This is a genomic window from Candidatus Dormiibacterota bacterium (genome assembly GCA_036495095.1).
Lineage (GTDB): Bacteria > Chloroflexota > Dormibacteria > Aeolococcales > Aeolococcaceae > CF-96.
In genome coordinates this window covers 1-26,825 of sequence record DASXNK010000008.1, presented here as the reverse complement: position 1 = coordinate 26,825, position 26,825 = coordinate 1, and the positions used below count along the sequence as shown (strand labels likewise).

At 73.4% G+C, this 26,825-nt stretch carries 20 protein-coding genes and 1 pseudogene; 12 read left to right on the top strand and 9 right to left on the bottom strand.

Annotated features, from left to right (window positions below; all coding sequences use genetic code 11):
• A partial coding sequence (locus VGL20_00725; protein HEY2702190.1) for a hypothetical protein occupies positions 1-840 on the bottom strand: 840 nt, incomplete at its 3' end.
• Positions 841-1,184: 344 nt separating this feature from the next.
• Between VGL20_00725 and VGL20_00720 the strand changes: the two genes are divergently transcribed.
• The 5 genes from VGL20_00720 to VGL20_00700 all read left to right on the top strand — a co-directional run bounded on the left by VGL20_00720 (position 1,185) and on the right by VGL20_00700 (position 7,537).
• Positions 1,185-3,311, top strand: coding sequence for an APC family permease (locus VGL20_00720; GenBank protein ID HEY2702189.1), 2,127 nt, complete (start codon positions 1,185-1,187; stop codon positions 3,309-3,311).
• A 28-nt stretch (positions 3,312-3,339) separates the two neighbouring features.
• The gene (locus tag VGL20_00715; GenBank protein HEY2702188.1) at positions 3,340-4,635 is read left to right on the top strand and encodes an aspartate aminotransferase family protein; all 1,296 of its coding nucleotides are present in this window, start codon (positions 3,340-3,342) and stop codon (positions 4,633-4,635) included.
• On the top strand, positions 4,632-5,621 hold the full coding sequence (locus tag VGL20_00710; GenBank protein HEY2702187.1) for a Gfo/Idh/MocA family oxidoreductase: 990 nt from the start codon (positions 4,632-4,634) through the stop codon (positions 5,619-5,621). The genes VGL20_00715 and VGL20_00710 overlap by 4 nt, the downstream gene beginning before the upstream one ends.
• A 139-nt stretch (positions 5,622-5,760) precedes the next feature.
• Positions 5,761-6,051, top strand: a complete 291-nt coding sequence (locus VGL20_00705; protein HEY2702186.1) for a hypothetical protein — start codon at positions 5,761-5,763, stop codon at positions 6,049-6,051.
• Between the two features lie 16 nt (positions 6,052-6,067).
• Positions 6,068-7,537, top strand: a complete 1,470-nt coding sequence (locus VGL20_00700) for an acetyl-CoA acetyltransferase (protein HEY2702185.1) — start codon at positions 6,068-6,070, stop codon at positions 7,535-7,537.
• Here VGL20_00700 and VGL20_00695 read toward each other — a convergent pair.
• Together VGL20_00695 and nth are read right to left on the bottom strand one after the other, a co-directional pair.
• Positions 7,534-8,658, bottom strand: a complete 1,125-nt coding sequence (locus VGL20_00695) for a nitronate monooxygenase family protein (protein ID HEY2702184.1) — start codon at positions 8,656-8,658, stop codon at positions 7,534-7,536. The two genes, VGL20_00700 and VGL20_00695, sit on opposite strands and share 4 nt — an antisense overlap.
• A 4-nt stretch (positions 8,659-8,662) precedes the next feature.
• The gene (gene nth, locus VGL20_00690; GenBank protein HEY2702183.1) at positions 8,663-9,400 is read right to left on the bottom strand and encodes an endonuclease III; all 738 of its coding nucleotides are present in this window, start codon (positions 9,398-9,400) and stop codon (positions 8,663-8,665) included.
• A gap of 94 nt (positions 9,401-9,494) precedes the next feature.
• Between nth and mdh the strand changes: the two genes are divergently transcribed.
• Positions 9,495-10,487 carry a malate dehydrogenase gene (gene mdh / locus VGL20_00685; GenBank protein ID HEY2702182.1) on the top strand — a complete coding sequence of 331 codons (993 nt, stop codon included), beginning with the start codon at positions 9,495-9,497 and terminating at the stop codon, positions 10,485-10,487.
• Here the strand turns inward: mdh and VGL20_00680 are convergent.
• The 4 genes from VGL20_00680 to VGL20_00665 are packed head-to-tail and all read right to left on the bottom strand — an operon-like array spanning position 10,484 to position 14,191.
• Positions 10,484-10,735 carry a hypothetical protein gene (locus VGL20_00680; protein HEY2702181.1) on the bottom strand — a complete coding sequence of 84 codons (252 nt, stop codon included), beginning with the start codon at positions 10,733-10,735 and terminating at the stop codon, positions 10,484-10,486. The genes mdh and VGL20_00680 overlap by 4 nt on opposite strands.
• A 36-nt stretch (positions 10,736-10,771) precedes the next feature.
• A complete protein-coding gene (locus VGL20_00675) occupies positions 10,772-11,581 on the bottom strand; it encodes a succinate dehydrogenase/fumarate reductase iron-sulfur subunit (GenBank protein ID HEY2702180.1) in 810 nt (269 codons plus the stop codon).
• A 1-nt stretch (position 11,582) separates the two neighbouring features.
• Entirely contained in the window at positions 11,583-13,394 is a 1,812-nt protein-coding gene (locus tag VGL20_00670; GenBank protein HEY2702179.1) for an FAD-binding protein, read from the bottom strand.
• On the bottom strand, positions 13,391-14,191 hold the full coding sequence (locus VGL20_00665; GenBank protein ID HEY2702178.1) for a succinate dehydrogenase: 801 nt from the start codon (positions 14,189-14,191) through the stop codon (positions 13,391-13,393). The genes VGL20_00670 and VGL20_00665 overlap by 4 nt, the downstream gene beginning before the upstream one ends.
• 142 nt (positions 14,192-14,333) lie before the next feature.
• On the opposite strand from VGL20_00665, the gene VGL20_00660 reads away from it, so the two are divergent.
• The 3 genes and pseudogenes from VGL20_00660 (at position 14,334) to VGL20_00650 (ending at position 21,687) form a co-directional block, all read left to right on the top strand.
• Positions 14,334-15,527 (top strand): kelch repeat-containing protein, encoded by a 1,194-nt coding sequence (locus VGL20_00660; protein HEY2702177.1) that lies wholly within the window; start codon positions 14,334-14,336, stop codon positions 15,525-15,527.
• Positions 15,528-15,736: 209 nt separating this feature from the next.
• Positions 15,737-20,242, top strand: a pseudogene (gene gltB, locus VGL20_00655) (glutamate synthase large subunit).
• An 11-nt stretch (positions 20,243-20,253) separates the two neighbouring features.
• Positions 20,254-21,687 (top strand): glutamate synthase subunit beta, encoded by a 1,434-nt coding sequence (locus VGL20_00650; GenBank protein ID HEY2702176.1) that lies wholly within the window; start codon positions 20,254-20,256, stop codon positions 21,685-21,687.
• 77 nt (positions 21,688-21,764) lie between these two features.
• On the opposite strand, the gene VGL20_00645 is transcribed toward VGL20_00650, so the two are convergent.
• Both VGL20_00645 and VGL20_00640 read right to left on the bottom strand, forming a co-directional pair.
• Positions 21,765-22,421, bottom strand: a complete 657-nt coding sequence (locus VGL20_00645; GenBank protein HEY2702175.1) for a hypothetical protein — start codon at positions 22,419-22,421, stop codon at positions 21,765-21,767.
• A 326-nt stretch (positions 22,422-22,747) separates the two neighbouring features.
• Positions 22,748-23,812 (bottom strand): phosphotransferase family protein, encoded by a 1,065-nt coding sequence (locus VGL20_00640; protein ID HEY2702174.1) that lies wholly within the window; start codon positions 23,810-23,812, stop codon positions 22,748-22,750.
• Positions 23,813-23,890: 78 nt separating this feature from the next.
• On the opposite strand from VGL20_00640, the gene VGL20_00635 reads away from it, so the two are divergent.
• From VGL20_00635 to VGL20_00625, 3 genes are all read left to right on the top strand, one after another.
• Positions 23,891-24,706: a glycerophosphodiester phosphodiesterase gene (locus tag VGL20_00635; GenBank protein ID HEY2702173.1), complete on the top strand. Its 816-nt coding sequence runs from the start codon at positions 23,891-23,893 to the stop codon at positions 24,704-24,706.
• 103 nt (positions 24,707-24,809) lie between these two features.
• On the top strand, positions 24,810-26,603 hold the full coding sequence (locus VGL20_00630; GenBank protein HEY2702172.1) for an acyl-CoA dehydrogenase family protein: 1,794 nt from the start codon (positions 24,810-24,812) through the stop codon (positions 26,601-26,603).
• Between the two features lie 53 nt (positions 26,604-26,656).
• The coding region (locus tag VGL20_00625) for a DUF899 family protein (GenBank protein ID HEY2702171.1) at positions 26,657-26,825 on the top strand (169 nt) is incomplete at its 3' end.

Here is a 26,825-nt window from a genome sequence, read left to right as displayed (position 1 = left end):
GGGCAGGCTGCGGTTGATCCGCGCCCTGGTCCGCTCGATCTCGCGGTCGCGGCGCTTGTTGGAGGCGCTGCGCGCGGTGCTCAGCGCCTTCATCGCCTCGGACTCGACGGCGGCGATCGACGCCTCGTCGTTGGCCGAGCGAAGCGCCCGCTGCAGCCGGGCGGCGGCGTCGGGGGCGAGCAGGTCGGCGGCGTCGCGGAGGCGGTCGCTGGCTCGGCGGCGCAGGCTGTCGAGCTGGCGGGAGGCCTTGGCGGTCTCGGCCAGGTACGCGCGCTGCGACTCCTGGAGGGCGCGGCCCTCGGCGATCACCTCGGGGTACTGCCAGGCGCTGCTGAACTTGCCGCTGCTGATCGTGGCCACCAGGGCCTCGAGCTTGGCGAGGAACTGGGCCCGGGGCGCACCCTGGAGGGAGCCGAGCAGCTCGGCCAGCTCCGGCCGCGCCTTGGCGTGGGCGCGCCGCACCCAGCCGGGGAGGTGATGGTGCTCGGGCATCGGCACCGCCGGGCCGTCGCCCCGGCTGCGCATCGGCGGCCCCCCGAGAGGCCGTGGAGGACGCCGCTGCTGGGGCGGCCGGGGAGGACCGCCGTCACGCGCGGGACCGCGCTCGGCCTGGGGCCGGGGCGGCGCCGGCGTCTCGGACGCGGCCCCGGCGACCGGCTCGGCCCCGGCAACCGGCTCGGACGCGGCCTCGGCCACCGGCTCGGACGCAGCCTCGGCGGGCGGCTCGGACGCGGCCTCGGCGGGCGGCTCGGACGCAGCCTCGGCGGGCGGCTCGAAGCCGGCCTCGGGCGCGACCTCGGCGGGCGGCTCGGGGGCGTCGACGGGCACGGTCGCCTCCACAGCGTCCTCGGCGGGCGCGGCCGTATCGGCGTCGGGAGCCTGCTGGGGCGTCCCGGCGTCCGGTAGGGCAGAACCCTCCGTCGGCGCCTCGTGGTTGGCGGAGTCGGTGGGCATGTGAGGAATGGGCGTGACGGTCACAAGGGATGGGTTGGGCAGCCCGCCGCGGGCTGCTGCGACGTTCCTGGCGGTCTGTGTCGAGGCGCGGCGTTGCTTGCATCCTAGCGGACGTCACGTCGATGGTGGGTCGGAGGCGCCCAGGTCGCCCGCTCCCTACACTGTCCGAAGCTGCCGTGAGCTCCTCTCCCGCCGACTCGAACGCCTCGGGGACTCCCGTCCCCGGTCGGGTGAGTCTCTCGGAGGAGGAGGTCCGGTCCCTCCGGGACGCCGGGAAGCGGTGGGCGACCACCCCGCGGGCCCGGGCCACCGGCGGGACGGCTCCGGAGGAGATCGACCCCGACCTCGATCTCCGGCAGGCGCGGGGCACGCTGCCCGGCGACCGCTACGTCCGCGGCGCCCGCGCTCGCCGTCGCGAGTTCGAGAAGGTGTCCCAGGGCTACCTGCAGGCCCGGGAGGAGGCCGCGACGACCCAGCTGGGCCGGCTGCGCCGCGCCCTGCTCGGCCGCCCCATCGCCAGCCGGCAGGCCATCCACGAGCGCCTCACCAAGGTCAAGGCGCTTGCGGTGCTCTCCTCCGACGCGCTCTCGTCGGTCGCCTACGCCACCGAGCAGATCCTGCTGGTGCTGGGCGCCGCCGGCGCGGCCGCCTACAGCTACTCGATCCCGATCATGCTGGCGATCCTCTTCCTGCTGATCGCCGTGGGCCTCAGCTACCGGCAGACGATCAAGGCCTACCCCAGGGGCGGCGGCTCGTACATCGTCGCCAGCGACAACCTGGGCCCGCTCGCCGGGGTGGTCGCCGGCTCGGCGCTGATGACCGACTACGTGCTCACCGTGGCGGTGTCGGTGGCCAGCGGCGTCGACTCCATCGTCAGCGCCGCGCAGGCGATGCAGGCCTACCGGGTCGAGCTCTGCGTCACCTTCGTGGTCCTCCTCATCGTCGGCAACCTCCGCGGCATCCGCGAGTCGGGGAGCATCTTCGCGGCGCCGACCTACCTCTTCATCGCCGGCGTCTTCGTGATGCTCACGGTGGTCGCGGTCAAGTGGGGTACCGGCCACCTCGCCGAGGCCACGCCGACCCTGGAGCACGCCACCCAGCAGGTCAGCATCTTCCTGCTGCTGAAGGCGTTCGCCTCGGGCTGCACCGCGCTCACCGGGGTGGAGGCGATCTCCGACGGCGTCCCCGCCTTCCAGCCGCCGGAGTGGAGGAACGCGCGCACCACCCTGACGGTGATGGTGACCCTGCTCGCGCTCATGTTCAGCGGCATCACCCTGGCGGCGCGCGCGGTCGGCGCCCGTGCGTACGACTCCAGCGACCCCCACTACCAGACGGTGATCTCGCAGATCGCCCACGCCGCCTTCGGCAGCACCCTCCTGTACTTCTACGTGATCGCCACCACCACCGCGATCCTGGTGCTCGCCGCCAACACGTCCTTCTCCGACTTCCCGCGGCTGTTCTTCTTCATGGCGCGCGACGACTACGCCCCGCACCTCTTCAAGCGCCTCGGCGACCGGCTCGCCTACAGCAACGGCATCCTGGTGCTGGGAGGTCTGGCAATCGTTCTGCTCGTGGTCTTCCGCGGCCGCACCGACTCGCTCATCCCCCTCTACACCATCGGCGTCTTCCTCGCGTTCACCATGTCCCAGGCGGGGATGGTGGCGCGCTGGCTGCGGCTGCGCGAGCCCGGCTGGGAGCGCGGCCTCGCGATCAACGCGGTGGGGATGACGCTGACCGCGACCGTCTTCCTGATCACCGCCTGGGAGAAGTTCCTCTCCGGCGCCTGGGTGGTGCTGGTGATCATCCCGCTGCTGGTGCTCACCTTCCGCGCCATCCATCGCCACTACGCGGACGTCACCAGCGAGCTGACCACCGAGACCCCGACCTCGCCGGGCGAGCTGAAGCCGGTGGTGATCGTGCCCGTGTCCGACCTCAACGGCCCCGCGCTGCAGAGCCTGGCGCTGGCCCGCACCATCTCCGACCAGGTGATCGCCGTGCACATCAGCGACGACCCCGAGGAGATCGCGCGGCTGAAGGCGAAGTGGGAGGCGTGGGGCAACCACGTGCCCCTCGAGGTCATCGAGTCGCCGTACCGCTCGCTGGTGCGCCCGCTGCTCGCCTACATCGACGCCATCGACCGGCAGCAGCCCGACGACACCATCGTGGTGGTGCTCCCCGAGATGGTGGCCACCAGCTGGTGGCACCAGATCCTCCACAACCAGACCGCGCTGCGGCTGAAGGCGGCGCTGCTCTTCCGCCCCGGGACGGTGGTCGTCAACGTCCCCTACCACCTCCGCCGCTACCAGAAGCAGCGCCGCCGGCTCCGCGCCCGTCACGGCGATGGCGACGCGCTCTGAGCCCGGGGCTTTCGTACACTGCCGCCGCATGGCCGCCACCGCCCGCACCCCCGACACCATCCGCAGGCTCGGCGGAGGCGGGCCGCGCCGCATCGCCGAGAACGCCGGCCTCGTCATCACCCACGGTGAGGGTGCGCACCTCGTCGACACCGAGGGACGGCGCTACCTCGACTTCGCCACCGCCATGGGCGTCGCCGCCATCGGCCACGGCCATCCCCGGTGGACCGAGGCGCTGAGCGGGCAGGCGGGACGGCTCGCCGCCTGCGTGCTCCACACCACCGAGCACGCCGACTACCTGGAGGCGCTCGCCGAGGTGCTGCCCGCCGGGCTGGAGCGCACCGCCCTCTATTCCGGGGGCACCGAGGCGGTCGAGGTGGCGGTGCGCCTCGCCCAGTCGGTCACCGGGCGGCGCCACCTGCTCTCCTTCACCACCGGCTTCCACGGCAAGAGCACCGGGGTGCGCTTCACCGGGCACCGCCACGCCGACGAGCGCTCCTGGCTGGGCGTCGACTGGGTCCATGACGTCGGCTACCCGATCTGCACCGGCCACGACGCCATCACCTACCCGGGGTGCGCCGGCGACGGCGCCGCCGCGCTGGAGGCGCTCGACGAGTACGCGGCCGGGCTCGAGGGCGGCGTCGCCGCGGTGATCGTCGAGCCCATCCTCGGCACCGCCGGCAACCTGCCCCCGGAGCGCCACTTCCTCCGGACGCTGCGCGAGCTGTGCAGCCGGCGGGGCTGGCTGCTGATCCTCGACGAGTCGATCACCGGCTTCGGCCGCCTCGGCACCGTGTTCGCGGCGAGCTGGTACGAGGTCGCCCCCGACATCCTCATCCTCGGCAAGGCGATCGGCGGCGGCTACCCGCTGAGCGGGGTCGCCGCCGGCAGCGACCTCTGGGACAACAGCCTCTTCGCCGAGCCCTCGGCGACCTCGAGCAGCTACGGCGCCAACCCGGTGGCCTGCGCCGCCGGCCTGGCGGTGCTCGACATCGTCACCGGCGACGGTTTCCTCGAGAACGTCCGCGCCGTCGGTGCCCGGCTCGCGGTGGGGCTGCGCGCCCTCGAGGCCGGCTCGCCGTACGTCGCCGCCACCCGGGGGGTGGGGCTGATGCTCGGCCTCGACCTCGTCGACCCGGAGACCGGCGGGCTCGCCGGCCCGGAGCTCAGCCAGCGCCTGTTCCTCTCCTGCCTCGACCACGGGCTGCTGGTGGCGCAGGTGCCCCGGGTGCGCCTCAACGCGCCGCTCACCCTGACCCCCGACGAGGCCGATGCCGCCCTCGAGGCGCTCGCCGCGGCCCTGGCCCCGGGGGCGGTGGGGGGGTGACCCCGGCCGCCGTCGGCCTCTGCGGACTGGGGTCGGCGGCGCTCCGAGCCCACCTCCCCGCACTCTGCCGCGCCGAGGAGACCGGGGCCGCGGTGATCGCGGGGGTCTGCGACCCCGACGCCGAGCGCTGCGCCACGGTGGTGGGACGCACCCGCCGGGCCCGGCCCTTCACCGACGTGGAGGCGCTGCTCGACGGCTCGGGGTGCGACCTGCTGGTGATCGCCAGCCCGCCGAGCGCCCACCTCCCGGCGATCGCCGCCGCCGCCCGCCGGGGCGTCGACGTGCTCTGCGAGAAGCCGCTCGGGGTCGCCGCCGGCGACGTCGACGAGCTCCGCCGCCTCGCCGAGGAGGCTCCCTCCTGGCTGGTGGCGACGGTGCACCAGTACGCCCACGCCCCCGCCTGGCGGGTGGTCGAGCGCTGCCTGCGCGGCCCGCTGGCCGCCGGGGAGGGCTTCCGCCTCGAGGTCGCGGTGGAGCGCCCCGGCACCGACCCGCTGAGCGCCGGCGGCTGGCGGGCCCACGGCGACCGCGAGGGCGGGATCCTCGGCGACCACGGGGTCCACTACCTGGCCCTCTGCCACCGCCTCGACCCGTCCGCCCGGGTGCGCCGGGCGCGGCGCCACGGCGAGCCCGGACGCGAGAGCGCCGCGGTCGAGCTCGCCGTCGGCGCGGGCAGCGCCCGCATCGGGGTCTCCTACGCCGGCGAGCGGCGGCGCAACCTGGTCTCCCTCCGCCTTCCCGACCGCGGCGTCGAGCTGCGCTGGGAGGACGCCGAGCTCCGCCTGCTCGGCGACGGCGGCGAGGGCCGCGGCCACCCCACCGGGGCGCTCAGCGACCGCCAGTTCGTCAACGACCTCTACGGCGCGCTCTACGACGACCTCCTCGGCCACCGGCACGACCCGGCATGGCGGGAGCGGCAGCGGCGCGAGACCGTGGCGGTCGCGGCCCTGCTCGCCGAGGCGCTGCGAAGCTCGGCGCCGAGTTGACCACGGGGTCACGACATCGCCACGGCCACCGACCGCCCCAAAGGGGGCGTACCATCGGCTCAGCCGCGCGGCGCCGACCTTCTCACCGCCAGCCGCGCCCGGCCCAGGAGTGACTCGGGCGTTGTCCACCCCACTGGAGATGGCGAGAGCCGTCCTGCTCGCGTTCGCCGACCTCGGCATCTACCTCCCCAGCTCGCGGGAGCGCCTCATCCGCAAGGCGCGTTGGCTCGAGCCCATGGACTCCGCCGAGCTCGACCAGTTCATCGACCTGTGTATCGAGACCGAGCTGCTCGCCCCCGAGGAGGTGGGACGGCTGCGGCTCTCGCCCGAGGAGGCGCGCCGCCTGGCCCACTCCCTCGACGGCCACACCCCGGTCCCCGACGACCAGGCGCAGGCCTGGGCCCAGGAGGTGGGCGGGGCGCCTGCCTGACCGGGGCCAGGCCGGGATGAGCCTCGATCCGCGGACCCCGGTGCTCGTCGGCGCCGGCCAGGTCTGCCACCGCGAGGGTCACGCGCCCGAGCCGGTCGAGCTGCTCGCCGAGGCGGCACGGCGCGCCGAGGCCGACAGCGGTGCCGCCGGGCTGCTCCGCCGCCTCGACTCGGTGCGGGTGGTCAACCTGCTCTCCTGGCGCTACGCGGATCCCGGCCGGCTGGTCGCCGAGCTGCTCGGCGCCACCCCGCGCCACACCGCCTACACCCACGTCGGCGGCCAGTCACCCCAGCAGCTCCTCACCCGCTCCGCCGCCGACATCCAGGCGGGACGCGCCGACCTGGTGCTGATCGGCGGCGCCGAGGCGTGGCGCACCCGGGCGGCGATCCGCCGGGAGACCGGCGAGCGGCCGCCGTGGACGGCGCAGCCCGCCGGGGTCGAGCCCTCCGAGACGATCGGCAAGGAGATGGTGATGGGCGGCCCCGCCGAGGTCGAGGCCGGGCTGGTGATGCCGATCACCGTCTATCCGCTCTTCGAGAACGCGCTGCGGGCGGCGGCGGGCCACGGCATCGCCGAGCACGGCCACGCCATCGCCGAGCTGTGGGCCGGCTTCAGCATGGTGGCCGAGGGCAACCCCCACGCGGTGCTGCGGCGGCGGTTCAGCGCCGAGGAGATCGGCACCCCGGGGCCGGACAACCGGATGGTGGGGTTCCCCTACCCCAAGCTGATGAACTCGAACAACCACGTCGACCAGGCGGCGGCGGTCCTGCTCACCTCCGCGGGCACCGCCGCCGGGCTCGGCATCGCCCGCGACCGCTGGGTCTTCCCGATCAGCGCCGCCGACGCCGACGACCACCCGCTCTCGGAGCGGGCCGACCTCCACTCCTCCCCCGCCATCGCCGCCGCCGGCCGGGCCGCGCTCCGGCTCGCCGGGGTCGGGCCGGACGAGCTCGCCCACGTCGACCTCTACTCCTGCTTCCCGTCGGCCGTGCAGGTGGCCGCCACCGAGCTGGGGCTCCCCCTCGACCGCGAGCTCACCGTGACCGGGGGGCTGACCTTCGCGGGCGGCCCCTGGAACAACTACGTCACCCACGCCATCGCCGCGATGACCGCGCGGCTGCGCGACGACCCCGGCGCGACCGGCCTCTGCTCGGCGAACGGCGGCTACCTCAGCAAGCACGCCGTCGGGCTGTACTCGACCCGGCCGCCGGCCGGCGGGTTCCGGCACCTCGGCGTCCAGGACGAGGTCGACCGCCTCCCCCGCCGCGCTCTCGCCGAGACCCACCAGGGCGAGGCGACCCTGGAGACCTGCACGGTGATGCACGACCGCACCGGCGCCCCCGAGCGCGGCGTCGCCGCCTGCCTGCTCGCCGACGGCCGCCGCACCTGGGCGACCACCGACGATCCCGGCCTGATGGAGGCGATGCGGACGGTGGAGCTCGCCGGCAGCCGCGTCGAGGTCGCCGCCGGCCGGCTGCGGGGTTAGGCCTCGACCCTCGGAGAGAGCCGCTCCACGGTCTCCAGGTACTCGACGACCATGTCGTGGACCACCTGGGCGGCCGGCCGGACGCTGGTCATGCTCCCGACCACCTGCCCGACGAAGTAGGTGATGAGCTCCTCGGCGCCGGACCCGGGGTCGCCCGCGGCCCGCTGCACCCGGGTCTGCGCCTCGGCGGTGAGCATGGTGTGGAGGGGCATCGGGAGCGGGTCCGGGTGGGCGGGGTCGTCCCACTCCTGGGTCCAGGCGGTGCGCAGCTGGCGGGCCGGCTTGCCGGTGGTGGCCCGGGTGCGCACGGTGTCGCTGGAGCTCGCCCGCAGCATCTTCGCGCGCACCACCGGGTGGGTCTCCGCCTCCGGGGTGGTCAGCCACACCGAGCCGCACCACACCCCCTGGGCCCCCAGCGCCATCGCCGCGGCGATCTGCCGGCCGTTGCCGATGCCGCCGGCGGCGAGCACCGGGGTGGGGGCGACGGCGTCGACCACCTCGGGGACCAGGACCATGGTGCCGATCTCGCCGGTGTGGCCGCCCGCCTCGTACCCCTGGGCGACGACCAGGTCGACCCCGGCGGCGCGCTGCCGCTCGGCGTGGCGGCGGCTCCCCACCAGCCCGGCGACCACCGCGCCCTGCTCGTGGGCGGCGTCGACGAGGAAGTCGGGAGCCGGTCCGAGGGCGCTGGCCACCAGCCGGGGGCGGTGGGCGAAGGCGACGTCGAGCAGGGCGCCGACCCCGCGCTGCGAGACCTCGAGCATCCCGTCGCGCACCGCGGTGCCCTCGGGGAGCGGCGGCACCCCGTATCGCTCCAGCAGCTCGTCGACGAAGCGGCGGTGCTCGTCCGGGATCAGCGCGGAGAGCGACTCCAGCGAGCCTCCCCCCTCCTCGGCGCCAGCGTAGCGCTGGGGCAGGAGCACGTCGACCCCGTAGGGCCGCCCGCCCACCGCCCCGTCCAGCCAGCTGAGCTCGACCTCGAGCTGGGCGGGGCTGAAGGCGACGGCGCCGAGCACCCCCATGCCCCCGGCACGGCTGACCGCGGCGACCACGTCACGGCAGTGGCTGAAGGCGACGATCGGGAACTCGATGCCGAGGAGGTCGCAGATCGGGGTGTGCATGGCCCTATTGTCGGGGGGCCGGTGGCGGCTGCGGCCTCCGGGGGCGGGGCTTTCGCGCGCTGGCCGGCTCGCCGCCGTCGGCGGAGGGGCAGATGTCGCGCAGCACGCAGGCCTGGTGCTGGGGGGCGCGGGCGGTGCAGCAGCGGCGGCCGTGGAGGATCAGCCGCAGGCTCAGGCCGGTCCACTCCTCGGGCGGCACCATCGAGCAGACGTCCTTCTCGATCTGCACCGGGTCGAGCGAGCGGGTGAGGCCGAGGCGCCGGGTCAGCCGGGTGACGTGGGTGTCGACGGGGAAGCCGGGGATGCCGAAGGCGACGCCGAGGACCACGTTCGCGGTCTTGCGACCGACCCCGCGCAGCTGCACCAGGTCCTCCATCCGCGGCGGCACCTCGCCGCCGTGCTTGGCGACCACGTCCTGGGACATCTCCACGATGGCCCGCGCCTTGGATCGGAAGAAGCCGGTGGAGCGGATGATCTCCTCGACGCCGGCGAGCGAGGCGCCGGCGAGGTCGTGGACGGTGGGATGGGCGGCGAAGAGCACCGGGGTGACCATGTTCACCCGCTCGTCGGTGGTCTGAGCGCTGAGGATCGTGGCCACCAGGAGCTGCCACGGGTCGGCGTGGACCAGGGCGCACTCGGCCGGGTACTCGTCCTTCAGCCGCTCGACGACGATGGCGGCGCGGGCGCGCGCGCCCCGGGGCAGGGTGGTGCGGGTGACGGCGGCGGCGGAACGGGGACTCATCGGCTCCGAGCTACACTACCGCGCGGCCCGGCGCCGGGGCGGAGGGGCCCGCCGACGTCGCCGGCTGTCAGGCCCGTCAGCTGGAGTGTTCACTGTGCGCGCGAAGATCACCGTGGTCGGTGCCGGCAACGTCGGCGCCACCCTCGCCCAGCGTCTCGCCGAGCGGAACTACGCCGACGTCGTGCTGGTCGACATCGTCGAGGGACTGCCCCAGGGCAAGGCGCTCGACATGCTCCAGGCCGGCCCCATCGTCGGCTACGACTCCCTCGTCACCGGCACCAACGGCTACGACGAGACCGCCGGGTCCGACATCGTCGTCGTCACCAGCGGGATCGCCCGCAAGCCGGGGATGTCGCGCGACGACCTGGTCATGACCAACGCCCGGGTCATCGCCTCGGTGGTGAGGGAGGTGGCGAGCCGCTCGCCCGAGACCATCCTCCTGATGGTCACCAACCCGCTCGACGCCATGGCCCAGCTCGCCGGCGCGGTCAGCGGCTTCCCCCGGGAGCGGGTCATCGGCATGGCCGGGGTGCTCGACACCGCCCGCTTCCGCACCTTCATCGCCCGCGAGCTCGACGCCTCGGTCGAGGACGTCGACGCCTACGTGCTCGGCGGCCACGGCGACACCATGGTGCCGCTCACCCGCTTCTCCACGGTCGCGGGCGTCCCCGTCGCCGACCTGATCCCCCGCGAGCGGCTCGAGGCGATCGTGCAGCGCGCCCGCGACGGCGGCGCCGAGATCGTCGGCCTGCTCAAGACCGGGAGCGCCTACTACGCGCCGAGCGCGGCGGCCGCCCAGATGGTCGACGCCATCCTCCTCGACAAGCGCCAGGTGCTGCCCTGCAGCGTCCGCCTCGAGGGCGAGTACGGCATCCGCGGCCTCTTCACCGGGGTGCCCTGCCGGCTCGGCACCGGCGGCCTCGTCGAGGTGCTCGAGGTGCGGCTGAGCGAGGACGAGAGCGCCGCGCTCCACCGCAGCGCCGAGGCGGTCCGCGACGTCGTCGACGTCATCGACAGCCGCCGCGACGAGGTGGGCGCCGGCATCCCCACGCTCGGCACCGGGGCGCTGATCGGGTCGCGGCCCTAGCTGCTGATCCGGGGGTCGTTCGGGTCCTTCTCGGGCGGGTCGGGCCCCTCCCCCATCACCGCGGGACGGTCGGGGGGCGGGTTGTCGAAGCGTGCCCCGAACATCGGACCGATGATCACCAGCAGGCGCATCGTCGCCATCCGGGTCTCCGAGCTGCGCCACGCCGGGGTGCGCGAGTACAGGAAGAAGGCGACGAAGGCGGCGAGCATGGCGACGATGACGCCGAGGAGGAGGGCGGCTGCGGTCACGCCACCATCATGCGCCCGATCCGGCGGCCGGGGCGGTCAGCGCCTGCCGAGCAGGAGCCGGCTCACCGCGCGGAGCGGGTCCCAGTGGCGGTCGGCCACCCGCTCCTTGAGCGGGATGATCGCGTTGTCGGTGATGTGGATGTGCTCCGGGCACACCTCGGTGCAGCACTTGGTGATGTTGCAGTAGCCGAGGCCGCCCTCGGTGCGGGTGGCCTCGAGGCGGTCGACGGTGTCCTTGGGGTGCATCTCCAGCGAGGCGACGCGGACGAAGAAGCGGGGCCCGTAGAACTGCTCCTGGAGGTCGTGGCTGCGGAGCACGTGGCAGACGTCCTGGCAGAGGAAGCACTCGATGCACTTGCGGAACTCGTAGATCCGCTCCAGGTCGATGTCCTTGATCACGAACGGGGTCGGCTCGTCCGCCGCCGGGGTGAACTGGGGGATGCGCCGGTTCACCTCGTAGTTGTGCGAGACGTCGGTGACCAGGTCCTTGATCAGCGGGAAGGCCTTCATCGGGCGCACCGTGATCGGGCCCTCGGGGAGGTCGTCGATGCGGGTCTTGCACATCAGCCGGGGCATGCCGTTGATCTCGGCGGAGCAGCTGCCGCACTTGGCGGCCTTGCAGTTCCAGCGGCAGGCGAGGTCGGTGTCGACGTGCTTCTGGATCCAGTGGATGGCGTCGAGCACCACCATGCCGGTCACCGGCGGCACCCGGTAGGTGACGTCGCCCTGCTCCTCGCCGGGGATGCCCTTGAAGACGTGGAACTCGAGGGGCGGACCATCGCTCCCCGAGCCGGCTCCGGGCTGCGGGGCCGTCCCCCGCTCGGCGGGTCTCTCCGCGATCGCCATCTCAGGCCTCCCTGCCCGCCGCTGCGACGGCCGGGCCCTCGATCCGCTGGTCGGGCCGGACGGGGATGGTGGTGACGGCGCGCAGCGCCAGCTCCTCGTCGACCAGGCGCTGCAGGCGCTGCGGGATGGGCTCGCGGGACAGGGCCCGGATGCGCATCCCGTCGCCGCCGTCGTAGGTGACGTAGTTGACCTTCCCCTGCTCCTCGCTGAGGTCGGGGAAATCGAGGCGCCACTGCGAGCCGCGGCTCTCCCTCCGCTCCAGCCCGCTGCGGACGATCGCCTCGCTGATCACCAGCATGTTCACCACGTCCCGGCAGGTGTGCCAGCCGGGGTTGAGGATGCGGCGGCCGCCCACCCGCATCCGCGGAGCCCGCTCGCACAGCTCCTGGATGGCGTGCAGCGAGCGGGTCAGCGACTCCTCGGTGCGGGCGATGCCGGCGTCGTCCTGCATCGCCTCCTGGAGCGCCTCGTGGAGCAGGTAGGGGTTCTCGCCCTCCTCGTGGGGATCGAGATAGGCGAGCAGCGCCCGCTGCTCGGCCTCGACCTGGCGCTCGTCGACGGCGGCGTGGACGCGCCCCGCGACCTCGGCGGCGGCGGCCTCACCGGCGCGCCTGCCGAAGACGAGGATGTCGCCGAGCGAGTTGCCGCCGAGGCGGTTGGCGCCGTGGAGGCCGCCGCTCACCTCGCCGGCGGCGTACAGGCCGGGGACGGTGGTGGCGCCGGTCTCGGGCGCGACCCGCACCCCGCCCATGGTGTAGTGGATGGTGGGCCCGACCTCCATCGGCTCCTTGGTGATGTCCACCGAGGCGAGTGCGTGGAACTGTTCGTACATCGAGGGCAGCCGCTTCTTGATGTACTCGGCGCCGCGATGGCGGACGTCGAGGAAGGCGCCGCCGTGGGGTGACCCGCGGCCCGCCTGGGCCTCCTTGTAGATGGAGCGGGCGACCACGTCGCGGGAGGACAGCTCCATCTTCTTGGGGTCGTACGTCTCCATGAAGCGTTCGCCGAGCGAGTTGTAGAGCCGGCCGCCCTCACCGCGCACCGCCTCGGTGACCAGGATGCCGCGCGCCCCCGGTGGCCAGATCATCCCGGTGGGGTGGAACTGCACGAACTCCATGTCGAGGAGCTCGGCGCCGGCGCGGTAGGCGAGCGCGGCGCCGTCGCCGGTGCCCTCCCACGAGTTGCTGGTGTGCTTGTACATCCGTCCCCAGCCGCCGCTGCCCAGGACCACCGCCTTGGCGCGGAAGACGACGAAGCTGCCGTCGTTGCGCCGGTAGCCGACCGCGCCGGCCACCCGGTCGCCGTCCTTCAGCAGGGTGGTGAGCGTGTACTCCATGTGCACGGTGACGTTGGGGGTGTGCACGGCCCGGTCCTGGCAGGTGCGGATCAGCTCCAGCCCGGTGCGGTCGCCGACGTGGGCGAGCCGCCAGAAGGTGTGCGCCCCGAAGGCGCGCTGGCTGATGCGACCGTCGGGGGTGCGATCGAAGAGGCCGCCCCAGCGCTCCAGCTCGTAAACGCGGTCGATGACCTCCTGGGCGAAGATCTCCACCATCCGCCAGTTGTTGAGCAGCTGGCCGCCGAGCATGGTGTCGGCGAAGTGGACCCCCCAGTTGTCCCGGGGGTCGACGTTGCCGAGCGCCGCGCCGATGCCGCCCTCGGCCATCACCGTGTGGGCCTTGCCGAGCAGCGACTTGGTCACCACCACGGTGTCGCAGCCGGCCTCGCCGGCGGCGACGGCGGCGCGGAGGCCGGCCCCGCCGGCTCCGATGACGAGGACGTCGCAGTCGATCGTGTCGTAGCTCTCGGGGATCATCGGAAGAGGATGTGGGGGTCGGTGAACCAGCCGGCGTGGAGCATCCGGATGTAGCCGTCGACGGCCCAGACGCTGAAGAGGCTGACCCACGCCCAGGTGGGGTGGAAGACGTTCAACCGGGTCACCGCCCTCCAGGTGCTGTGCCGCTGCTGGCCGAAGCGCACACAGGAGAAGCAGTCGACGTTGCCCCCGACCAGGTGGCGGAAGGAGTGGCATGAGAAGGTGTAGCCGGCGAGCAGCACCACGTTCACCACCATGATCGCCGTGCCCAGCCCCAGGTAGAGGTGGCCGCCGAGGCTGAGGGCGTTGACGGCGTCGAAGCCGAGGATGGGGATGTACACGATCGCCCCGTAGAGGGCGAAGCGATGCAGGTTGTTGAGGATCAGGGGGAAGGCGGTCTCACCCCGGTACCTCCCGTGGCGCAGCTCGGGCACGGCGCAGGCGGGCGGGTCCCAGAAGAAGGACCGGTGGTACGCCTTGCGGTAGTAGTAGCAGGTGCTCCGGAACGCGATCGGGACGAGGATGCAGAGCAGCCCGGGGAACACCGGGATGTGGTTCGCCAGCCATGCCGGCGAGTACAGCGGCGAGAGGTAGGGCGCGTTCGGGGCCTCGCCCACGCCGGTGGTCGACGCCCAGATCGAGTAGACGATGAAGCCGCCGAGGACGACCACGACGGTGACCGGCAGCAGCCACCAGGGCGCGTCCCGCCGCAGCCGGGCGAGGACGCTGGTGGTGACGCCGGCGTCGCCGACGCCCGCTCCCCTGCCCGACCCGGCGACCTCCGAGCTGACCGTCATCCGAGCACCACCTCCAGCTGTGAACGGCCGGGCCCCCCCACGCCTCGATCGCATCCCATGCTACCGAGTCGAGGCGAGGGGTCGGCCTCCGCGGGCGCCGGGCGATTGACGCTGAACCGGACCGGTGCGACGATCGGACGCCATGTCCGCGTCCGCAGCCGCGCGGCCGAGAGCCCTGCGCCCCCTCGTGGTCGCCGCCCTGCTCCTGGCCGGCCTGTCGCCGGCGGCTCGCAGTCCCGCCGCCGGCCATGCCGCGGCGCCCGCCCGGGCGGCCTGGTCGGCCACGCAGAGCCTCGACACCGGCCGGGACCACGCCACCGCCACGCTCCTGCAGAACGGAAGGGTGCTGGTCGCCGGCGGCGTCAGCAACGGCACCTGCCTGGAGACCGCGGAGCTCTACGACCCCCCGACCGGGCGCTGGGGACCGGCGGGGAGCATGGCCACCGCCCGGTACGCGGCCACCGCCACCCGGCTCCAGGACGGACGGGTGCTGGTGGCGGGGGGCATCCTCGACGGGCGGCATCTCGGCAGCGCCGAGCTCTACGATCCTGGGACCCGTACCTGGTCGGCCACCGGGCCGATGACCACGGGGCGCGCGCTGCACACCGCCACCCTCCTCGCCGACGGCGAGGTGCTGGTGACCGGCGGGTTCGACGGCACCAACGAGCTGGCGTCGACCGAGCTCTACGACCCCACCGTCGGCCGCTGGCGTCCGGGCCTGCCGATGACCTCGCCGCGGATGGCGCACACCGCCACCCGGCTCACCGACGGCCGGGTGCTGGTGGTCGGCGGCATCGCGGTGCGAGACCTGCCGCTGCCGATCACGCCCCGGCTGCCGATCGTGGGTGTGTACACGCGGGGACCGGCCGCCGAGGTCTACACCCCGGTGCCGGGAGGCTGGCTCGCCACCGCCAACCCCACCGTCGACCGGGTGGCGCACACCGCCACGCGCCTCGGCGACGGGCGGGTGCTGGTGATCGGCGGGTACGACGTGGAGACCGGCCGCCCCCTCGCCTCCGCGGAGCTGTACACCCCGGCCACCGACACGTGGAGCGACACCGCGAGCATGGGCTCCCCCCACGCCGTCCACACCGCCACCGACCTCGCGGACGGCAGCGTGCTGGTGGCCGGTGGCGGCACCCTGGACGGGTACGGAACCAGCTCGGCCGCCGAGCGCTACCTGCCCGCGAGCGGCAGCTGGACGGGGGCGGGGACGATGGCCTGGGCCCGCGCCCTCCACACCGCCACCCGGCTGCCCGACGGCAGGGTGCTGGTTGCCGGCGGGCGCCGCGCGGGCACTGGCACACTGGCCGTCGCCGAGCTCTTCGGCGGGTGAACCACGGTTCGGCGCGCGCCGAACCGTTCGACCGTGGCGCTCCAGCCGGGACTGCGGTATCGTCTAGAGTTCAGCGACGGCACGGCGACCACCCACATCCCCGGCCATCCCAGCACGGCGTCCCTGGAGCCACCACCCCCGGCTCGGCCGGCGCCCGCAGCACCGGGCTCCCTCCCATCTGCCGTACCACCGCACACCCAGGACCAGCCATGACGAGACTGATCCCCCAGGGCCTCTACGACCCCCGCTTCGAGCACGACGCCTGCGGTGTCGCGTTCGTCGCGAGCATTGCCGGCGAACGGTCCAACGCGATCGTGGGGAGGGGGCTCGAGGCGCTCGTCAACCTCGGTCACCGCGGCGCCTGCGGCTGTGACCCGGAGACCGGCGACGGCGCCGGCATCCTCATCCAGATCCCCGACGCCTTCCTCCGCCGCGAGGCGGCGGTCGACCTGCCCGCCCCCGACGCCTACGGGGTGGGCATGGTGTTCCTCCCCACCGACCCGGAGGAGCGGCGCCGCTGCGAGGCGATCGTCGAGCGCTGCTGCGAGGACGAGGGCCTGCGGCTGCTGGGCTGGCGCGACGTCCCCCACGACCCGGCGGCGATCGGCTACGTCTCGCGCGCCGGCATGCCCGCCATCCGGCAGTTCTTCGTCGCCGCCGTCGGCGTCCACGGCGACGTGCTCGAGCGGCGGCTGTACGTGCTCCGCCGGGTCATCGAGCGCCGCCGCGACGAGGCGCCGCCGCCCGGCGACCAGCTCTTCTACATCTGCAGCCTCAGCTGCCGGACGGTGATCTACAAGGGGATGCTGATGGCGCACCAGATCGCGCCCTTCTTCCCCGACCTCGTCGACCACAGCGTGGTCTCGGCGCTGGCGCTGGTGCACTCCCGCTTCTCCACCAACGTGCTGCCCCGCTGGGACATCGCCCAGCCCTTCCGGTACAGCGCGCACAACGGCGAGATCAACACCGTCCGCGGCAACGTCAACTGGATGCGCGCCCGGCAGTCGAAGTTCAAGAGCGCGCTCTACGGCGCCGACATCGAGAAGCTGCGCCCGGTGATCGACGACTCCGGGTCCGACTCGGCGCAGTTCGACAACGCCCTGGAGCTGCTGGCACTGACCGGCCGGCCGGCGCACCACGCGATCATGATGATGATCCCCGAGGCGTGGCACCAGCACCACGAGATGGACGAGGAGCGGAGCGCCTTCTACGAGTTCCACTCCGCGCTGCTCGAGCCCTGGGACGGCCCCGCCGCCATCGCGTTCACCGACGGCCGGGTGATCGGCGCAACCCTCGACCGCAACGGGCTGCGGCCGGCGCGCTACGTGGTCACCGACGACGGCCTGGTGGTGATGGCGTCCGAGGTCGGCGTGCTCGACCTCCCCGAGGAGCGCATCGTCCGCAAGTGGCGGCTGGAGCCGGGGAAGATCCTGCTCGTCGACACCGAGGCGGGCCGCATCATCGACGACGAGGCCGCCAAGGCCGAGCTCGCCGGCGCCTTCCCCTACCGGGACTGGATCCGGCAGGGCACCGTCTACCTCCACGAGCTCGAGGACACCGAGCACCCCGCCGAGCCCGACTCCGGCACCCTGCTGATCCGCCAGCAGGCCTTCGGCTACAGCCAGGAGGACCTCAAGTTCCTGCTGGCCCCGATGGCGGCCGCCGGCGAGGAGCCGGTGGGCTCGATGGGGAACGACACCCCGCCGGCGGTGCTCTCCGACCGCCCCCAGCCGCTCTTCAACTACTTCAAGCAGCTCTTCGCCCAGGTCACCAACCCGCCCATCGACCCGATCCGCGAGCAGATGGTGATGTCGCTGGTGAGCAGCCTGGGCGCCGGCGGCAACATGCTCGAGCAGGCGCCCAGCCAGGCTCGCCGCCTGGAGATGCCCCATCCCATCCTCACCAACGCCGACCTCGGCAAGATCCGCCACGTCACCCAGCGCGACTTCCCGGCGGCGACGATCTCCTCGGTCTTCCACCTCGGCGAGGAGCGGGGGCTGGAGCGGGGGTTGCGGCGGATCTGCCGGATGGCCTCGCAGCGCATCGCCGAGGGCTACCAGATCCTGGTGCTCAGCGACCGCAACATCGACGCCGCCCACGCCCCCATCCCCAGCCTGCTGGCCACCGGGGCGGTCCACCACCACCTCATCCGCGAGCAGACCCGCACCGGGGTGGGCCTGGTGATCGAGACCGGCGAGGCTCGCGAGATCCAGCACTTCGCGGTGCTGATGGGGTATGGAGCCGAGGCGGTCAACCCGTACCTCGCGTTCGAGACCCTCCACGACCTCGCCCGCCGGGGACTGCTCCCGCCCGGGGTCGACGCCAACAAGGCCGAGGCGACGTACGTCAAGGCGGTCTGCAAGGGGCTGCTCAAGACGATCTCGAAGATGGGGATCTCGACCATCCAGTCGTACTGCGGGGCCCAGATCTTCGAGGCCATCGGGGTCAGCCGCGAGGTCGTCGACCGCCACTTCACGGGCACCCCGTCGCGGATCGGCGGCATCGGGCTCGACGTCGTCGCCCAGGAGGCGCTGGCCCGCCACTCCGACGCCTTCCCCGAGGTGCGGGTGGGCGCGCCCACCCTCCAGGAGGGCGGCCAGTACCAGTGGCGGCGCAACGGCGAGTTCCACCAGTGGAACCCCGAGACCATCGCCAAGCTGCAGCACGCGGTGAAGGCCAACGACGAGAGCTGGTATCGCGAGTACGCCGCCCTGGTCGACGACCAGACCCGGCAGCTGAAGGCGCTGCGCGGGCTCTTCACCTTCCGCGGCGACCGCGCCCCGGTGCCCCTGGAGGAGGTCGAGCCGGCCAGCGAGATCGTGCGGCGCTTCGCCACCGGGGCGATGTCGCTCGGGTCGATCAGCCCCGAGGCGCACGAGACCCTGGCGATCGCGATGAACCGTCTCGGCGGCAAGTCGAACACCGGCGAGGGCGGCGAGGACCCGCGCCGCTACACCCCCGACGCCAACGGCGACTCGCGCCGCAGCGCGATCAAGCAGGTGGCCTCGGCCCGCTTCGGGGTCAACGCCAACTACCTGGTCAACGCCTCCGAGCTGCAGATCAAGATCGCCCAGGGCGCCAAGCCCGGCGAGGGCGGCCAGCTGCCCGGGCACAAGGTCGACGAGTACATCGCGAAGCTGCGCTACTCGACCCCCGGGGTGGGACTGATCTCGCCTCCCCCCCACCACGACATCTACTAGATCGAGGACCTGGCCCAGCTCATCCACGACCTCAAGAACGTCAACCCGCAGGCGCGGGTGAGCGTCAAGCTGGTCGCCGAGGTCGGGGTGGGGACGGTCGCCGCGGGGGTGAGCAAGGCCCACGCCGACCACATCGTCATCGCAGGCTACGAGGGGGGCACCGGCGCCTCGCCGCTCTCCTCGATCAAGCACGCCGGCATCCCCTGGGAGATCGGGCTCGCCGAGACCCAGCAGGTGCTGGTGCTCAACGACCTGCGCAGCCGGGTCACCCTCCAGGCCGACGGCCAGATGAAGACCGGCCGCGACGTCGTCGTCGGCGCCCTGCTCGGCGCCGAGGAGTTCGGCTTCGCGACCTCGGCGCTGATCGCCAGCGGCTGCATCATGATGCGGGTCTGCCACCTCAACACCTGCCCGGTCGGCATCGCCACCCAGGACCAGCGGCTGCGCGACCGGTACACGGGCAGGGCCGAGTACGTGGTGAACTTCATGACCTTCCTCGCCGAGGACGTGCGCCGGCACATGGCGCAGCTCGGCTTCCGCCGCTTCGACGAGATGATCGGCCGCGCCGACATCCTCGACATCCGCGAGGCGGTCGACCACTGGAAGGCGCAGGGCCTCGACTTCTCGCTGCTGCTCCACCGCCCCGAGGTGCCCCCCACCGTCGACGTCCGGCGGATGATCGACCAGGACCACGGGCTCGGGCAGGCGCTCGACCACGAGCTCATCGCCCTGTCCCAGCGGGCGATCCAGCACGGCCATCCGGTGCAGATCGAGATGCCGATCCGCAACGGCAACCGCACCGTCGGCGGCATGCTGAGCGGCGAGATCGCTCGCCGCCACGGCGAGGCCGGGCTGCCCAACGACACCATCCGGATCGACCTGCGCGGCTCCGCCGGCCAGTCCTTCGGCGCCTGGCTGGCGCACGGGGTGACCCTCACCCTCCACGGCGACGCCAACGACTACGTGGGCAAGGGCCTGAGCGGCGGCCGCCTGGTGGTGCGCCCCCCCGACGGCTCCCGGATCGTCGCCGAGGAGAACATCATCGTCGGCAACGTGGTGCTCTACGGCGCCACCGCCGGCGAGGCCTACTTCCGCGGCGTCGCCGGCGAGCGCTTCTGCGTCCGCAACAGCGGCGCCATCGCGGTCGTCGAGGGGGTGGGTGACCACGGCTGCGAGTACATGACCGGCGGCGTCGCGGTGATCCTCGGCCGCACCGGCCGCAACTTCGCCGCAGGCATGAGCGGCGGCATCGCCTACGTCCTCGACGAGGACGGCGGCTTCGCGGGCCGCTGCAACATGGGCATGATCGAGCTCGAGGCGGTCGAGAGCGAGGAGGACGTGGAGCAGCTCGCCTCGCTGCTCCAGCACCACGCCGACTACACCGGCAGCCCGGTGGCCGAGCGCCTGCTCGCCGACTGGCCGGCGGCGCAGGTGCGCTTCCTCAAGGTGATGCCCATCGACTACAAGCGGGTGCTCCAGGCCCGGCGCACCGTCCCACTCGAGATGGTCGGCTAGGAGCACCGGAGATGGGCAAGTTGGGGGGATTCATCGAGTTCCATCGGCGCCTGCCGCCGCGGCGGCCGGTGGACGAGCGGGTCGGCGACTACCGCGAGGTCTACCTCCCCTGGAGCACCGACGCACTGCGCGAGCAGGCGGCGCGCTGCATGGACTGCGGCATCCCCTTCTGTCACAGCGGCTGCCCGCTCGGCAACCTCATCCCCGAGTGGAACGACCTGGTCTGGCGCGGCGACTGGGAGACCGCGATCGAGCGTCTCCACGCCACCAACAACTTTCCCGAGTTCACCGGCCGTCTCTGCCCCGCGCCGTGCGAGCCCGCCTGCGTGCTCTCGATCAACGACGACCCGGTGACCATCAAGCAGGTCGAGGTGTCGATCGTCGACCGTGCCTTCGAGGAGGGATGGGTGCGCGCCACCCCTCCCGCCCACCGCACCGGCAAGAAGGTCGCGGTGGTGGGCTCGGGGCCGGCGGGGCTCGCCTGCGCCCAGCAGCTCAACCGCGCCGGCCACCAGGTCACCGTGTACGAGAAGGACGACCGCGTCGGAGGCCTGCTCCGCTACGGCATCCCCGACTTCAAGCTGGAGAAGTGGATCCTGGAGCGGCGCATCGACCTGATGAGCGCGGAGGGCGTCGCCTTCGAGTGCGGCTACGACATCGGCGTCGACATCACCGGGGCCGAGCTGCGGGCCCGGTTCGACGCCGTGGTGCTGGCGATGGGAGCCGGCCAGCCCCGCGACCTCGGGGTGCCGGGCCGCGACCTCGCCGGGGTCCACTTCGCGATGGAGTACCTGCCCCAGCAGAACCGCCGGGTCGCCGGCGAGCTGGTCGGCGAGGCCGAGACCATCACCGGGCGGGGGAAGCGGGTGATCATCCTCGGCGGCGGCGACACCGGCGCCGACTGCCTCGGCAACGTCCACCGCGAGGGCTGCGCCTCGGTGCACCAGTTCGAGCTGCTGCCGCCGCCGCCCCCGGAGCGCGCCTTCGACAATCCCTGGCCGCAGTGGTCGGTGATCATGCGCTCGTCGTCCGCCCACGAGGAGGGCGGGGTGCGCGACTACAACATCCAGACCACCGGCTTCAGCGGCAGCAACGGGCGGGTGGAGCGGCTGCACGCGGTGCGGGTCGAGCCCCGCCGGGTCGACGGGCGGATGCAGTTCGTGCCCGTCGAGGGCAGCGAGTTCACCATCGACGCCGACCTCGTGCTCCTCGCCATGGGCTTCGTCCACCCGGTGCACACCGGCCTGGTCGAGGAGCTCGGCGTCGCCCTCGACGCCCGCGGCAACGTCACCACCGACGACGACTTCCAGACCTCGGTGCCCGGCGTGTTCGCAGCCGGCGACACCCGCCGCGGCCAGTCGCTGATCGTCTGGGCGATCGCCGAGGGCCGCCTCACCGCCCGGGGTTGCGACCGGGTGCTGATGGGGTCGACCCGGCTGCCGTAGGGGTCCCTGGACACGGCGAGGCCGGGCGCCGCGCGATGCGGCACCCGGCCCCCGGACCTGCCACCCCTACGCGGGGATCAGCAGGCGGCGTTCACGTTGTGGTTGCACTTCTTGGTGACCTTGGTCTTGGTCGTCGTCTTGGTGTTGTGCGAGTTGGTGGTGTTGCCCTGGTTCGAGTTGTTGGTGTTGTTCGAGTGGGTGGTGTTGTTCTGGTTCGAGTTGTTGGTGCTGGTGGTGGTGTTGCCGCTGTGGTTGCCCTGGTTCGAGTTGTTCGTGTTGTTGCTGTTGTTGGTCGAGTTGTCGGTGCTGGTGCTGGTGTTGTTGCTGTTCGAGGTCTGCGAGTTGTTGTTGTTGTTCGTCGAGCTGTCGTTGCAGGGGTTGCAGTTGGCGATACCGCCGCCGAGCACGCCGCCCTGGGTGTTGCCGCCGCCGCTGCTGCTGGTGCCGAGCACGCCGTTGGCGGTGCCGCCGCTGAGGTTGCCGTTGCCGACGCCGCTCTGGGCGCCGGTGAGGTTGCCGTTGGCCACGCCGCCGCCCTGGGCGATGCCGTTGGCAACGCCGGACTGCTGACCGTTGAGGTTGTTCTGGGCGGCGTTCTGGGCCAGGTTCTGACCGAGGTTCTGGCCCAGGTTCGAGACGTCGAGCAGCGCGCTGGCGTGCATCGTGCCGCCGACCGCGAAGGCCGCGCCGGCGCCGATGATGACCACCGCGGCCATCCTCTTGAAGCAGTTCAAAGATCTCCCTCCCTTTCGCCCGCACTGAGTGACAGGCGCTCGCTGTGCGGAGGATAGCAGTACCCTCCGTGATCGACTGTGGTTGTCCCCGTTGGTGGCGAATACTGCCGTTATTCCGAGAGAAGTCCCCCCATCCACGAGGCAGAATACGGGTATGTGCCCACCCTGACAGCAACCTGAGGCGCGCTGTGCCGACACAGTCCCGCGGTCTGGCACGGCCGCTGCCGCGCCGCCCCCGGGGGCCCCACGCTCCTACCTACGCTCGGGCGCCGGAAAATCCTGCGCTCGATCGCCAGACCGGGCTGGGTCCCGGTATGACCCCTGGGTCAGCCCGCCAGGCCGGAGAGGCCGGAGGCGCCGGCCCGGTCGAGCGCCCGTCGCACCAGGCGGGGCACCCGGGCTCCCATGATCTCGAACCCCTCCCCCACCGTGGCGCCCATGAGGAAGCGGGCGTAGATGCCCTCGGCGACGATGGCGAGCTTGTAATGGCCGAGGGCCACGTACCACTCGAGCGCCCCCAGGTCGGCGCCGGTCGCCGCGGCGTAGGCCTCCACCACCTCGGCGGGCCGGTGGAAGCCGGGCTCTGCGGTGATCGCCGAGAGCGACAGCAGGGCGCGGTCCTCGTCGGACTCGCGCGGGTCGGCCCAGTAGACGAGCAGGAGGCCGAGGTCGGCGAGGGGATCGCCGACCGTGCTCATCTCCCAGTCGAGGATGGCGGCGACCCGGCCCGGCTCGCCGGGCGCGAGGATCACGTTGTCGAGCCGGTAGTCGCCGTGGACGATCGCCGGCGCGCCCGACTCGGGCAGGCCCTCGACGAGCCGGCGGCGGAGCTCGTCCATCTCCGGCAGCTCGCGGGTGCGCGACGCCTCCCACTGCTGCCACCAGCGGCGCACCTGGCGCTCCAGGAACCCGGCGGGGCGTCCGAAGTCGCCCAGCCCCACGGCGTGGGGCCGGATCGCGTGCAGGTCCGCGAGCGTGGTGATCAGCGCCGACGACATCGACCGGCGCACCTCCGGGGTGTGCGGCCACGCCTCCGGCAGGGCGTCGCGGACCACGTGCCCGGCGACCCGCTCCATCACGTAGAAGGTCACCCCGAGCACCGCCGGGTCGTCGCAGAGCAGCACCGCACCGGGCACGGGGATGCCGGTGCCGGTGAGAGCGCTGATCACCCGGTACTCGCGGGCCATGTCGTGGGCGGTGGGGAGCACGTGGGCGAGCGGGGGGCGGCGGAGCACCCACTCGCGCTCGCCGTCGCCGATCACGTAGGTGAGGTTCGAGCGCCCGCCGGCGATCAGCTCCACCCGCAGCGGACCGGCGAGCCCGCCCACCACGGGCGCGAGCACGGCGGCCACCGCCTCGGGGTCGACGCCGCGCGGCATCTCGCTGTCCACGGACGAGCAGGGTGCCAGATCGTCGCCGCGACCTGCACCCGCGGCGTCTCCCGCACCGGCTGATAAGGTCCGGCAGGCATGCGCAGCCGCTTCCTCGACTGGTCCGGCCCGATCGCCTTCGCCCACCGCGGCGGCGCCGGAGACCATCCCGAGAACACGATGGCCGCCTTCGGTGCCGCCGTGGACATGGGCTACGCCCACCTCGAGACCGACGTCCATCTCACCCGCGACGGCGCCGTCGTCGCCTTCCACGACGAGGTGCTCGAGCGGGTCACCGACCGCCGCGGGCGGATCGGCGAGGTCACCTCCGCCGACCTGGCCGGCGCCGACGCCGGCTACTGGTTCAGCCGCGACGGGGGGGCCACCTTCCCCCACCGTGGCCGCGGGGTGCGCATCCCCCTGCTCAGCGAGATCATCGAGGAGTGGCCGGACGCGCGGCTCAACATCGACACCAAGTCGGACGCGGTGGTCGAGCCGCTGGCGGCCCTGCTCCGCCGGATGAACGTGCTCGACCGGGTCTGCGTCGGCTCCTTCTCCGACCTGCGACTGCGCCGCTTCCGGGCGCTGGCGGGTGACTGGGTGTGCACCTCGATGGGCCCGCGCGAGATCACCCGCGCCCGGCTGGCCTCGCTGACCGGCCGCATCCCCCGGAGCGGCGCCGCCTGCATCCAGCTGCCGGTCCGCCAGAACGGGGTGCCGATGGTCGAGCCGCTGATGATCCGCGCCGCCCACCGCTCCGGGCTGGCGGTGCACGTCTGGACCATCGACGAGCGCGCCGAGATGGAGCGCCTCCTCGACCTCGGCGCCGACGGGATCATGACCGACACCCTCGAGACCCTCCGCGAGGTCCTTCGCGGCCGCGGCGCCTGGCACGGGAGCGGCGCGCCGGCCTGACCGCCGGCGGTGCTTGACGCGGGGGACGGGTTCGCCGTACAGGTGTGATGGAGGCCGCCGGCGCGGGCGCGCCCCGTCCGATCCGCCCTGGAGGCCCCCAGCGATGCTCCCGTCCGACCCCGGCGCCCGCCACATCCCGCTGCCCGAGCACTCCGACTGGTACACGCCCGACGAGCACCTCCGCTGGCTGGCCCGCCGCACCCTCGGCGAGACCGTCTGGCGGGTCGCCGAGGGCGCGCTGGCGGAGGCCGGGCGGATCGTCGCCACCACCATCGAGCCGCTGGCCGCGACCGCCGAGCGGCACCCGCCGATCCTCCACCAGTACGACCCGCGGGGGGCGCGGGTCGACGAGATCGAGCTGCACCCGGCCTACGACCGCCTGCTCGACGCCGCGCTGCGCTTCGGCCTGGTGCGCGCCCCCCACCTCCCCGGCTGGCGCGGTCTCGACGGCCGCGCGCCGCGCGCGCTGATGACCGCGCTCCAGTACCTCTGGATGCAGGCCGACCAGTCGATCGTGGGCTGCCCGGTGTCGATGATGGACGCCGGAGCCCGGCTGCTCAGCCTCCACGGCGGCGAGCTCGGCGAGCGCCTCGTCCCGCGGATCGCCGACGACACCGGCAGTCCGCTCACCGTGGCGATGTACCTCACCGAGAAGGCGGGCGGCTCGGACGTCGGTGCCGGCGAGACCGTCGCGGTGCGCGACGGCGACGGCGCCTGGCGGCTCCACGGCGAGAAGTGGTTCTGCTCCTGCCCCCACTCCGACGTGCTGCTGGTGATGGCCCGGCCCGAGGGCGCCGGGCCGGGGACCGGGGGGCTCGGGGTGTTCCTCGTGCCCCGCCTGCTCGCCGACGGCAGCCGCAACGCCGTGGTCATCCACCGGCTCAAGGAGAAGTTCGGGACGCGGAGCATGCCCTCGGGCGAGGTCGGCCTTCGCGGAGCGTGGGCGGAGCCGGTGGGACGGCTCGACCGCGGCATGAGGCAGATGCTCGACATGGTGAACATGACCCGGGTGGGCATCGCCGGCCAGGCCGCGGCGCTGATGCGGCGCAGCGCACAGGAGTCGCTGCTCCACTGCGCCGGGCGGAGCGCGTTCGGGCGCCGGCTCGACACCCAGCCGCTGATGGCCGACACCCTCGCCGAGCTGGTCGTCGATTCGGTGGCGGCGCTCACCATGGCGATGGGGACGGCCGAGATGCTCGACCGCGCCGACGCCGGCGACGAGCGCGCCGCGGCGGTGCTGCGGCTGCTCACCCCGCTGGCCAAGGGCCACGGATCGGAGCGGGCGCGGATCTGCGCCACCGAGGCGATGGAGGTGCGCGGCGGCAACGGTGCGATCGAGGACTGGCCGAACTCGCGGATGCTCCGCGACGGGTACATCCACGCCATCTGGGAGGGCACCGGCAACATCCAGGCGCTCGACGTGCTCCGCGCCATCGGCCGCGGCGCCCTGCCCGACTGGATCGCCGACGTCGAGGCCCGCGCCGGCCGCGCCGAGGCCTCGGGACCGGCGGCGCCGCTCGGCGCGGTGATCCGCCGCGAGCTGCGCCGGGTCGAGGCCGAGGTCGGCGCGCTCGCCGGCCGCGACCCCGACGCCCAGCAGCTGCCGCTGCGCCGCCTCGCCCGCCGGATGGCGGTGGTGAGCGCCGGGTGCCGGCTCGCCGAGCAGGCCGGCGACCATGCCGCCGAGACCGGCAGCGGCCGCCTCGCGTGGCTCGCGTCGCGGTACCTGGCGCGGCTGGGCGGGTCGGAGGCCCTCGCCGCGGTCGCCGACGACGCCGCCTGGCTGGAGCACGCCCGGCCCCTTCTCCACGGTGGTCCGGTGCCGCTCGAGCTCGGCGAGCGCGCCGCCCGGGCGCTGGCCGGCGCCCCGGCTCCGGAGCCGGCGATGGGTCGTTGATCGATCCGGAGGGTGCCTCGATCCGCGCGCCCGACGAGACAGCGGAGGACACCATGACAAGCACGCCCGGCAACGCGAGCAGCAGCCTCCCCGGCAAGCCGCCAGTCGTCGACCCGGCCACCTGGCAGGCGGCGCGCGAGGAGCTGCTGGTCCGCGAGAAGGCGCACACCCGTGAGGGCGACGCGATCGCCGCCGCCCGGCGGCGGCTGCCGATGGTCGAGC